Origin of the sequence: Shinella sp. G-2 (assembly GCF_050172695.1) — a bacterium.
GTDB lineage: Bacteria > Pseudomonadota > Alphaproteobacteria > Rhizobiales > Rhizobiaceae > Shinella.
Genome location: NZ_JBBEYH010000007.1, coordinates 1 through 11,263 on the forward strand (window position 1 = coordinate 1; position 11,263 = coordinate 11,263).

Annotated in this window: 9 protein-coding genes; 3 read left to right on the top strand and 6 right to left on the bottom strand. The window is 52.9% G+C overall.

The genetic code is table 11. From position 1 onward, the window contains the following. The 6 genes from V8U06_RS13555 to thyX all read right to left on the bottom strand — a co-directional run. On the bottom strand, positions 1-951 hold a 951-nt coding region (locus V8U06_RS13555; RefSeq protein ID WP_427141094.1), incomplete at its 3' end, for an AAA family ATPase. 485 nt (positions 952-1,436) lie between these two features. Then, positions 1,437-2,384, bottom strand: coding sequence for a hypothetical protein (locus tag V8U06_RS13560; RefSeq protein WP_427141095.1), 948 nt, complete (start codon positions 2,382-2,384; stop codon positions 1,437-1,439). Between the two features lie 3 nt (positions 2,385-2,387). Beyond that, positions 2,388-4,397, bottom strand: coding sequence for a hypothetical protein (locus V8U06_RS13565; RefSeq protein ID WP_427141096.1), 2,010 nt, complete (start codon positions 4,395-4,397; stop codon positions 2,388-2,390). 10 nt (positions 4,398-4,407) lie between these two features. Further along, positions 4,408-5,427, bottom strand: coding sequence for a phosphoribosyltransferase-like protein (locus tag V8U06_RS13570; RefSeq protein ID WP_427141097.1), 1,020 nt, complete (start codon positions 5,425-5,427; stop codon positions 4,408-4,410). 137 nt (positions 5,428-5,564) lie between these two features. Beyond that, positions 5,565-6,941 carry a DNA methyltransferase gene (locus tag V8U06_RS13575; RefSeq protein ID WP_427141098.1) on the bottom strand — a complete coding sequence of 459 codons (1,377 nt, stop codon included), beginning with the start codon at positions 6,939-6,941 and terminating at the stop codon, positions 5,565-5,567. Then, positions 6,934-7,815: an FAD-dependent thymidylate synthase gene (thyX, locus tag V8U06_RS13580; RefSeq protein WP_427141099.1), complete on the bottom strand. Its 882-nt coding sequence runs from the start codon at positions 7,813-7,815 to the stop codon at positions 6,934-6,936. Before thyX ends, V8U06_RS13575 begins: the two co-directional genes overlap by 8 nt. Positions 7,816-8,250: 435 nt before the next feature. Between thyX and V8U06_RS13585 the strand changes: the two genes are divergently transcribed. The 3 genes from V8U06_RS13585 to htpG all read left to right on the top strand — a co-directional run bounded on the left by V8U06_RS13585 (position 8,251) and on the right by htpG (position 11,242). Next, complete coding sequence (locus V8U06_RS13585) at positions 8,251-8,547, top strand: DUF1778 domain-containing protein (protein WP_112345467.1); 297 nt, start codon at positions 8,251-8,253, stop codon at positions 8,545-8,547. Further along, positions 8,544-9,041 carry a GNAT family N-acetyltransferase gene (locus V8U06_RS13590; RefSeq protein ID WP_427141100.1) on the top strand — a complete coding sequence of 166 codons (498 nt, stop codon included), beginning with the start codon at positions 8,544-8,546 and terminating at the stop codon, positions 9,039-9,041. The genes V8U06_RS13585 and V8U06_RS13590 overlap by 4 nt, the downstream gene beginning before the upstream one ends. 308 nt (positions 9,042-9,349) lie before the next feature. Next, positions 9,350-11,242: a molecular chaperone HtpG gene (gene htpG, locus V8U06_RS13595; RefSeq protein ID WP_427141101.1), complete on the top strand. Its 1,893-nt coding sequence runs from the start codon at positions 9,350-9,352 to the stop codon at positions 11,240-11,242. Positions 11,243-11,263 lie beyond the last annotated feature (21 nt).

Genomic DNA, 11,263 nt, shown 5'->3' on the forward strand with positions numbered 1-11,263 from the left:
CGTGAAGACCGCCGGGCGCAGCTTGTCGATATCGAACTCGGTCTTGAGTTCGCCTCGCAAAACCCGCTGGTTGAGCTCGTGGACGCCGAGCACGATCGAAAGATAAAGGACAGACTGCTGGCCGTCGCTCAACCTTGAAAAATCGACGTTCGGTTCGTCGTGGCCGGGTGTGAAGACGACGCTCATGTGGCGTAGCAGCGCTTCGATCTCGTTGCGCCCGAAGAACACCGAAGGGCTCGCGAAGTGACGGCCGGTGTGCAGGACCTCCCATGACTTGCCGAGTGCCTGTGTCACACTGACCATTGCGGCATTGCCGGCGAGCGCTGAGCTGATCTTTTCGGTCAGGCCATCGACGGTCGATCTCTCCGTTGTCCAGTTTGCGGCTCTGAGCACCCGCCCGAGCAAGGCACTTGCCGAATAGGAAATGTGGTCGGCGGGATCGCGGCGCGCCGGCAGGTAATGGACCTGGATGCTCCCCCGTTCCTGCTTTGAAACGCGTGTCTCGGCCTTCGGCTCGCCGTTAGCGTCGACCTTCAGGACGTTGGTAAAATTCTCTTCGACTTCGCCATCCTGATCGAGCGTCGCGCTCAGGCGAAAGCGAACCTGTGCCGGGCCTTGCGGCGCCTCAAGCTGCATATGCGCAAATGCGCTAGGCACCGCAGGCTTGGGCACACCGTCGTCGATCAGCAGTTCAGGAAAGTCGAAATCGGCCTCGATCCACAGGCGCCGATCCAGTGGCGCCCCCTTCTCGTCATTGGGAACGTGAAAATCCAACTTGCGGACTTTTCGCTGAGCCGGATCGAGGCTGAACATCCTTGCCAGAGCCTGCAGCACAGCGGTTTTGCCGGAGCCATTAGGACCAAGAAAGAAAGTCATGTCGGCCAAGTCAATAACGGTTGCTGTTGGACCAAAAGATCGAAAGTTTTTAAGCCGCAAGCGAACCAGTTTCATGACGAAATCTCCTCGCAAATCGATAACAAGAAACTGAGACGAGCGGAAGTTAAGGCAGCAGGTCATCCTCACTTTATTTGCATAACAAATCTTTAGTGTTGACGCTGCTGCTGCCGACGAGGATAACTGGGAGCAAAACATCAGTTATTGAAATGCCCAATCTAAGACTCGGCACCTTGAGAAGCATGTTTCATTTCCCATAGCTGTTCCCACCCGTCCGCTTGCCGGAACTAAACGTCCAGATCATCCCAAGTGCGGTCTACAGCCAGAATCCTGAGTGAGGTTCTTCTCCGCTAGGCTCCGGTACCCAATCACGGTTTGTGCTGTGACAACGTTGGTTCCCCCAGGCATCCAAGGCGAGATGCGTCGGCGGCGCCTGTGCGGCCGTTATTCCTGGCCGGGATGGTGGGGGATACGCTCGACTCCACGGCGCTGCCGGCGCGGCAAAGTATCAGATTCTTGCTCTAGGAGGTGTCGGCAGTTTCTTAGCTGAAAACGATTGGATAAACCCATCCCTTCCCAACACCGGTGCTGGTTTCGCGCGAATACCTCTCCGTGAAGGGATAGATCATGCTAGCAGCACGGCCCTCTAACCTGGATAAATAATACAGCCCGAAACCCAGAGCCTGTGGCTTTGTTGATAAGGGGCTCAAATATAGGTTAGATATGCGTTGTTTGCTGTTTAGCAGACTCACTGCCTCATCCAAGACAGCGGCCGTGACATAGGGGTCGTTAGCCGTCGCGAAAAAGTTGAGATCCACGGCATGTTGGGTCGACACAGCGGATACGCGATCAAGCCGTAAAATGCTCTCTTGGTACATGTCTGCACTCAAAGAGGGAAAGCAATGCAACTGCACGACTCGTGCGCTTTCCTTATTCGCTATTACTTGGCCAATCAAGCTATGATCATAACCGATGCCAACCACGACAACGTCATGGTCCATCTCCGGATTGTGCAATCCTTCAAAACCAGCGACTTGGCGTACACTGACTGTCTCTGTCAGAGAAAAGCGTGTTTCGACCTTGCGCGAATAATGTCCTGGTTCAGTATATATGAACTCTAGTTCTTCGACCGGATTAGCTTTGAAATATTTCAGAAGCAAAAGGATATGGGGGTGCAAAAATCCCGTAATGTCGACGCACACGCTCTTGATGTCCGGATCAGCCAGGCCGCTTTGGCGAAGGCCCTCAACAACTAGCTCCGCTTCATTCTCAGGTAGCGAATCCACCAGATGAGGTCCTGCAGGATATTCATCGGTGGTGTATCCGTAATCGGGCAAGATCCACCAAACCTTCCGAGATGCATTTACCTCATCAAATGTAGATTTCACTCGTTCATTGTCGTTATACGCCGAGATAAAAACGTCTCGATTACGCTGTTTCTCATCGGCTGACAGAAGACGCTTTGAATCAATCAAAAATTGCAGCATCATTGATCACAGAAGTTTTGGTTGTTTTACGGTGGCATTGCGCGAGACTTCGATGAACATGTTTTGAACCCGACCTCGCATCAGAGACGCCAGCGTTGCCCGCTTCGTGTGATCTAAGATCGCGTTCGCGAGTTCTTGCTGTAGTTCAATCGTTCCCCGCCTATGGATAGATACTCCCCATCTAGGGGCAAGCATAGGGCCAAGCTGGTATTTGGCATCGACGGCGTGAGAGTTCTTGTTTTTGCTCCCTGCCTGGATTTTGATGAGGTATGACCAGTTCTCGCAGGTTTGCAGGACTTTGCGTGCGTTTTCGGTTAGTTTCTCTTCATCAACGCTGAACGTCCCAACGTCACATTCGCTCGGTTTGTCGCTGTATCGCACGGTCCGGAAGAGCACGGCCAGTGCTTCCACCCCTTCCCTTACGTCCACCCCTGTTCCCGTGGGCTGTGCATCCTCCCAAAACCAAGCGGCGCTGTCGAGAACACCAAGTGATTGGGATTCGACGCTGATGACGCCGTCGGCAAATGGCTTCTCCCCCGCGAACGAAGAGCGACGGTAGATTTGCTTCAGAATACCAAGTAAATTCCGCGGGATCCCCTGTGACAAATGCACTAGCTGTTCCCATCCACAGTAAGGGATGGTTTTTCCGCATTCTCTGTAGAGTTGAGCGAGCAAATCGGAGCCGAAGTGGCTTAAGACATCCTCGTAGTCGGGTGCGGCAGCTTTCCCACCTTTCACGAAGGCATCAGCTTTCTCTGAGATAGATTCTGCAGCCGCGCGTATTTCGCCGGTTGTGTCAGCCCATGCTCGGTATAGCAGGAGGATGTTCACCTTCTCGAGTAGGGGATAATCCTTCATTGTCAACAACGTTACGATTTGTTCCACCCATGACGATGGCGCGTCGAACCCCTTTGTAAGATTTGACCGTAGCTTTGCTATATGCGCTCTGTCGGCTCCCTTCTTGTCTCGGCCCGAAACCGCCTCAAGGGTCGGTTTCTGGTAAAAATTGGCCTTGTTTAGTTCTTGAAAGCAATCACGGAGTTCTCCGTTACGCCGCGATGTTAGTCCGACTTGGTCAAGCCGCTTCGATACCAATTTTTCAACAAAGACTTCATACGCTGACGACTCATCACGTAGGAAGGAATCGAGTTCTACGCGCTCGTATTCCGAGCCCCGCTTTATGGGCTCTCCCGATCCAAGCGTTTCGTATGTTCTAATGCCGTACAATCTGGCGCCCACCTTAACCGTAGCATTTCCGGATCGGTATCGGACCAAACTGTTCAGGAACCGTTGTTGGCTGGCAGTGAAATTTTCCGCCTCGTCGATAAGATAGACAAATACTGTCTTTTCGAATTCACGGATCCGTTGCGCTGCTATACGAGGGAGACCGTAGAAAAGACTTCCAGGCGAGAAAGATATCACCACCGGGTCCATGGTTCCCGTGATCGCTACGTTGTTAGCCGCATAGTCAATATGTTTTCGTAACCGTGTGACATATTCGATGAGCTCGTCGATGGTCGAAAATTCACTTTTCACATTGATGTCGAAAAGTTGGTGGATATCCGAAACGAAGCCGCTTGCATCGTAGTCGCATTCCTCGTTTTCGTTGAGCCAGCTTTTGAGGACATCCAGAAAAGTGGCGACAAGCCAAAGCTCAAAATACATGCTGAAGATCGCCAGCCACAGGTCTTCAGTCTGCTTCTTGCCCGAGAATTTCTGCGAATTAAGTCCCTCGGCTCGCACGTAGATGCCGAGGTAGCCATCTTTTACGACAGCATCGGTTATGGTTCCCGCTCTGGCTGCTTGCACCGGTGCAGAGCAATAGCGCATCAAGTGCGTCTTGCCGCTTCCTTTGCCGCCAACAAGGATCATCGGCATCAAAAGTCGAGGTTGAAGGAAGTTAACGAGACCTCCATGTTCGTCGGCAATATCAACCCAATAATCAAGGATCTCTGCCGCAGAAAAATCGGATGCCTTAACTAGGTCAAACGGGTTTTCGTCTAGTCGAATTGCCATGCTTCTAATCCTAAATCTTCGGATACCGTCTAAATATCGGTGTCCAAGGTATCGGAGAGCCGTTTGAGACCTCGCGCCATATTATTGGGAGTGTATTGTCTGGAGTGTTGTGATGAAATCCGAATAACATCTGACTGTCTTCAAAGCCTCCCGCGTGGCCAGGAGCCAGCAGGTTGCCATAGTGCAGAGCAACGTCGCGAACAATTGCCTCAGATACATGCTCCGGTACCACCCGAAGGTATCGAGAATCGTTAGAAAGGCACCGGTAACTGGCGTCCAGCTCGATAAGAGCGGCCGATCGAGCGTTGAACAACGTGTTCGCCCTCACATTCGACATACCTGCTGCGGTTCCGAAGATTGAAAAGTAAGAAAATTCGATATCCGGATCGAGCGCCCGAATATCCTGCAAGATGTTCTTGGAGTATTTGAGGGCTGTATCCCCCGAGCCGCATACGTCATCCAAAAAAACATATCGTCTGATGGATGTGTCCTGTAGCTGCCTCGAGACAACGCCCCCAGGGCCCACAAATCTCTCAGTGATTTCCGCGTTGTCTAGAAAAATCGACTTAGTTAGCCCGTTCTCCTGCCTGAAAAAGTACAGCAGATGAACGCCGCTCTCAGACGGATTTCCCACCCCGAGAAACCGCGTCCGGTTCAATTCTTCGGACAGTCTCGCTCGAATCACATCGAGATCGCGAGTGTCGCCAGACGCCTTTCGGACCTCTTGAATAAGAGGTATAAGAAACAGATCTCTGTATTGGGCTCGAAGTAGAACACGAATTTCCGTGCTACCGTAGTACAGAAACTGGGCGAGGAGGTATAATGCGTGTAGTCGCTCCACCTCACTGGTATGGCCGCTCCGACCGTCGAAATTCTCTAGCCACCGCTCGACAAGTGGCCAGCTAACTCGGCCTTCCCACAAGGCGGAATTCAACACGGTAATGCGTCGGCGAAGGCTGTCCCAAGTGCTTTCGGCACCTTCGTCCTCCACAAGCGGAAGCAGGCTTCGGATTTCGTCCAACGGGCTCATCGCACTTACACCGGCAGCTTATGGACCAACATCCAGTGTTTAGTGATGGCTTCTGAGCGCCTTTGCCCCGTTGTCATCAAACGTATTTCTTTTATCGCATCCGCCAGTCTCTGTCGCATTACCGAACCCTTTGTCCCTCAGCGCTTTTGAAAAACAATCACGTGCTCTCGTTCAATTGTTCCAGCGGTTTTGTTGCGCTTCGTCATCAACCCACGGGATCGTATATCGTCTACTAGTTCAAGCGTCGTTGTCAGACCTTTGCGCGAAAAAATGTCTTTCACAAACTGACTAGTTGAGAAATTATGGCCGCAGATCATATTATCCCCAACAACTAGAACTAGATGACCGTTCAGCCGAAGTCGCGAAACGATACCTTCTGCCGCGTCGTCCATTTCGCGAAGATAAGTAACCGCAATATGAGCACGCAAAGGATTCACAGCATTGATTTTTTTTATCACCTCCGCGGCGCTAGACACTGAAGCGCTCTCCGCATTGTAGTCAGATTTGTAAAAGTGCTCTCTGCCAATATTAAGTTTCTCTAGCTCGCGAAGCTGATTGGCGGGGGCCATTCCCAACCATCCAATGCTTAGAGACGATGCTCGAATGTATTTTTGGGCCCCGGCGTAAGGCGGCGAGGTGATGATGAGGTCGGCCTGTGCTTCTCCATCTAGGTGACGTTGCCGCGCATCGGTGTAAATTTTCGAAATGCAGCCTTCCGGCATCTTACCCAAGCGAGCACAGTTCGCCATTACAACTTTTTTGAAGTGCTCGATAAGGTCTGGAGAGTCTATAATGTGCTTTTCGAGCGCCTCTCCCTTTAGTCGAACGGGAACAGAAAGTCTGGGATCGCTGACGCTCACTTTTTTCACACAGGCGGAAAAGCAGGCCTCAAGAAAGTCGAGAACGGAACCGTTTGTGTTATTTCGTATTGAATAAAGTAGAGAGCCTAGAGACCTAATGACAGCTTCAGAAAACCAAATTTCCTTTTTGATTGTAGTCGTAAAGGGAACTTGCCGCGCCGCGTCGACGCCAGAGATGACTGCATCAAGTGCTGCTGTTATTACATTGGAAGTTATATGTGTCGTCTTAGCTTTAGCAATAAGCCTTGCGAGCGGGTTTGCATCGGCACCCATAGCCCGCCGTCCAGCAAGTAGGGCTTCAACCAAAACAGTGCCAGACCCCGAGAAGGGATCATAGACCAAGTCGTTTGGTCGCGAGTACTTTGTGCAATTTATGAAAAATAGCGGGATGTTAAGCAGCAGCTTCGCAGGGTAGGAATGAAAGAGGTGTGTGGCTCGATCCACACCAGACCCGAGTGGAACAAGGGCGCGGAAATTGACCGAGATCGGCGAACCGTTGGCGTCGTATGCTTCTTGCAAACTCTGAACGTCGGCATCGAAGTTCCAGGTCTTAAGATCGCGTGTTTTAACTTGCGTGCTAATCGGCGCTGCCCCTGCGGTTAGATCAGAGTCGGTCAGAGATCGAGCGCGAAGGGGACGAAGAAATTCATTCATCTTTAAGCGCAGACATGAGCTCGGTCCATTCCCTTTGGGAAAGACCGCTCTCATCGAATGAGATCGATTTACCGGCCAATTGGCTTTTCACAACCTTCCACGCGGAAGCCGAGAGTGTCACGGCGCCTAGCTTGTACTCCTTAAATGCATCATAGGTCAGAGGGACCCATTTTTCGGTAATTCCAAGCAGCCGTTCTGCATATGCGCGGATCTCGTACTGAGCGTGAGGATCAGCTCGCAGGCGTAAAAAATTCAACAGGTTGTGTAGATTTGCCTTCCAATACCACTGCGTGTAAAAATTGAGGCTCAAGTTCATGCGGGCGAGCTCGCGCGCGATGCCAACACGTCCATTGTCAATGATCTTGCCTTCTTCGGAAACATTCAGAAGAGCGTTGTAGCCCGCGTAGCTGCGCTCAGCCTCTTCACGAAGAAGGTTCAGCACCCACCCGTTGTCGGCGAGAGGCGCGTCCTCGCGCCCTTGCTTGTTGTTGGCCGACTGCGCGGCCAAATTCGCGGCATCGGGCACATAAAACTCTTTGTCCAGAATAGAGTACCGAGCAGAGTACTCGTTCAAACTCGCAGTTCTATGGCGTATCCATTGGCGAGCTACAAAGATCGGCAGTTTAACGTGAATCTTAATTTCGGCCATCTCGAATGGCGTCGTATGTGAGTGGCGCATCAGATATCGAATGAGGCCGCGATCCTCGCTAACCTTCTTCGTCCCGCGACCATAGGACACTCTCGCGGCCTGCACCACCGCTGCATCGTCTCCCATGTAGTCAACCACGCGGATGAAACCGTGGTCGAGCACGGGGATTGTCTTGTGGAGAAGTTCTTCCAAGCCGGTGGAGACAGCACGGTACGTCGGTTTCACGTCGTCTCGAAGACCGTTTTCTACGTCATTTTCCCGTATCAAATCATCCTCATGGAGTAGCTGTCTGCGCTATATCAGTACTGTGATTTTAGCCTAGCGACAATCTAGAAGGCCTCTTTTCTCCCCAAATGCCTTCAAAGGATGAGAGCATCTAAACTTTAGTCAATGTGCCAAGAAGGCAGTTTTCTCGGAGGTCACGACATTTCGTAGCATACTGTTCCCCATCGTAATTAACGGGCATCTGCTATCTGTTTAAATTTAATGGTTGATGTCGGATAACCGCCGCCAATCGCTTGGCGGGCCATCGGTTCGTACCCCATCAAGTGCTTCTATGAACTAATGCCGCGAATCTTGCGCACGCGTAACGACGATGTCTTTACGGAATCTTGTAAAGATATGGTCGTTACGCTATATAGGCGCAAATAGGAGTTTGCGATGCCGACCTCACACACGAGCAAAAGCTCGGATGCAAGTGTACCGCTGAATATGCGCATCAAACCCGCGACCCGCAACTTGATCGATCGCGCCGCTGAGTTGCTTGGTAAGACGCGAACGGATTTTATGTTGGAAGCTTCCGAGCGCCGAGCCGAGGAAGTGCTGCTCGACCGCACTGTCTTCACGGTAAGCGCGGAAATCTATGCTGAATACCTTGCCCGGCTCGATGCACCCACGCAGCCCAATGAGCGTTTAGCGCGCACCATGTCGACCAAAGCACCGTGGGATGAGGCGTGACCCTCAGCGTACCGGCACCCCTGGCGGATCATCATGAACTGGCCGACTTCAATTCTGGAGTCATTGAGCTGGACGACTGGCTGCGACGTCGCGCCCGTTCTAATCAAACGAGCGGCGCATCGCGGACCTTCGTCGTCTGCGAGGAGAGCCGCGTCATCGCCTATTACGCGCTCGCTTCCGGCGCCGTCAAACAGCCGGAAGCGCCTGGCCGTTTTCGGCGCAATATGCCTGATCCAATTCCGGTCGCTGTGCTTGGTCGCCTCGCCATTGATCAATCCTACCAAGGGCGCGGTATCGGCAGGGCGTTGGTGCGCGACGCGGGCCTGCGCCTGCTAAATGCCGCGGAAGTACTTGGCATTCGTGGTATGCTCGTTCATGCGATTTCAGATGACGCACGAGCCTTCTACGAGGCCGTCGGCTTCCTGTCTTCTCCTTCCGAACCCATGATGCTGATGGTCGGACTGCAGGACCTCAATAACGCGCTGAACCCTTAGGCGGAAATCCTCAAAATTTCGGTTGATGCAATCGATCTCGCTGAATCTTCGGCAGAAGGTCCCGACATTAAATGAGGGCCGCGAGTTCTAATCCTTTAAAGCCGCCACTGAACGAGGATTCCTACTGTTACGCACAGACTTTGGCCAACCTGAAGAAATGTGGATAGCTGCCGATCAACATTTTTGGAGAGGGTGACAAAACCTTTCCAAAGACGTTACTCCGACGCTTGTCACGCGGCATACGGCGCTTGAATTCTTATCCCAGAAAAACCATTTGACCGGCGATTTCTGTACGGACGGAGGTATCAATGACGACAGTACAAGAGCGGCAGCCCGAGCAACACGTATTTGAGGCCGATGTCAGCCGGCTCCTGCATATGATGGTGCATTCGGTTTACTCAGATAAGGATGTGTTCCTCCGAGAGTTGATCTCAAACGCGGCGGATGCCTGCGAAAAGTTGCGGTATGAATCTATTTCCAAGCCCGAGCTCTCATCCGATGGAGTCCAGCCGGAAATTCTCGTGTCGCTCAATGAGGAGGCGCAGACACTCGTTATCGAGGACAACGGCATCGGTATGGGCCGCGATGAGATGATCGACGCGCTTGGCACGATCGCGCGCTCGGGGACAAAAGCATTCATGGAGCGGCTTGAGGCGGCCAAAGCTGGGGAGAAGGCCGAACTGATTGGCCAGTTCGGTGTCGGCTTCTACTCCTCGTTCATGGTCGCCGATCGGGTCGATGTCATATCCCGCCGCGCCGGCGAGGGCGAGGCCTGGAAATGGTCTTCCGACGGCAAGGGGAGTTATCACGTCGTAGCCGTCGATCTCGCTGACGCGCCGGCGAGGGGAACGCGTGTCATTCTGCATCTCATGGAGGATGCTAAAAAATATACCAGCAAATGGACAGTCGAAAAGATCATTCGTGATCAATCCGGCCACGTGCCCGTTCCTATCCGTCTCGTTGAAAAAGAGGGCGCCGAGCCGTCACAGGTTTCCGATGGTGCAGCGCTTTGGACAAAGCAGAAGAGCGAGATATCCAAACAGGAATACGACGATTTTTATCGTAGTGTTTCGGGACAGTATGAGGAGCCGCTGGCGAACGTGCATTTCCGCGCCGAGGGACGCCACGAATATACGACGCTTGCCTTCATTCCCGGTGCTCAACCATTTGACCTGTTCGATCCAGACCGACACGGTCGGATGAAGCTATATGTAAAGCGCGTCTTCATTACTGACGAAGCTGAGTTGCTACCACGCTATCTGCGGTTCGTCCGTGGTATCGTTGACACCTCGGATCTGCCGCTTAACATCTCCCGGGAGATGATCCAGGAGAGTCCCGTGCTTGCCGCTATCAAAAAGGGCGTGACGAGCCGAATTCTTTCCGCCCTGGAGAAGATGGCCGAAGGCGAAGCCGAGACGTTCTCTAAGTTCTGGGATCTGTTCGGCGCGATTCTCAAGGAAGGTATCTACGACGACTTCGAGCGTCGCGCGCAGTTGCTGAAGCTTGCGCGCTTCCGTAGTACCGTTTCCGACGAGGCAACCCGGAGCCTTGCCGACTACCTAGCCGGAATGAAGGAGGGGCAGTCGGCGATCTATTACATTACCGGCTCCAGTCTCGACCAACTGAGATCGTCGCCGCAACTAGAGGGTTTTCGGGCCAAGGGTATCGAAGTCCTTCTTCTTACAGATGGCGTAGACAGTTTCTGGCCGACCAACGCCCCTGATTTCGAGGGCAAGCCCTTTAAATCGGTCACCCAGGGTCTTGCCGATCTGAACGCGGTGACAGGCGAGGGCAGCACCGTTGAGGCGGTGCGGCCCGCTTCTCCCGAAGTTACCGCCTTCATCGATTTCGCTCGAAGCACCCTTGGTGAGGAAATCGCTGACGTACGGGTTTCCGATCGGCTGACCGAAAGCGCGGTCTGCCTTGTCGCATCGGAACATGGCCTCGATCGCCAGCTCGAAAAACTTCTCCAAGGGGCAGGGCGGTTGCAGACAGCATCGAAGCCGATCCTTGAGATCAATGCGCAAAGCGAGCTTGTTAAAAGCATCGCATCGGTGGGCGATCAAACGTTTCGCGAGGATGCGGCGTGGCTTTTGCTCGACGAAGCACGCATTCTTGATGGGGACAAGCCAGCCAACCCACGCGCGTTTGCTCACCGGCAAGCCAGGCTGTTTGCGCTTGCGATCGGGCACGGCAAGTAACAAGACTTGGCGAGGTGGTCT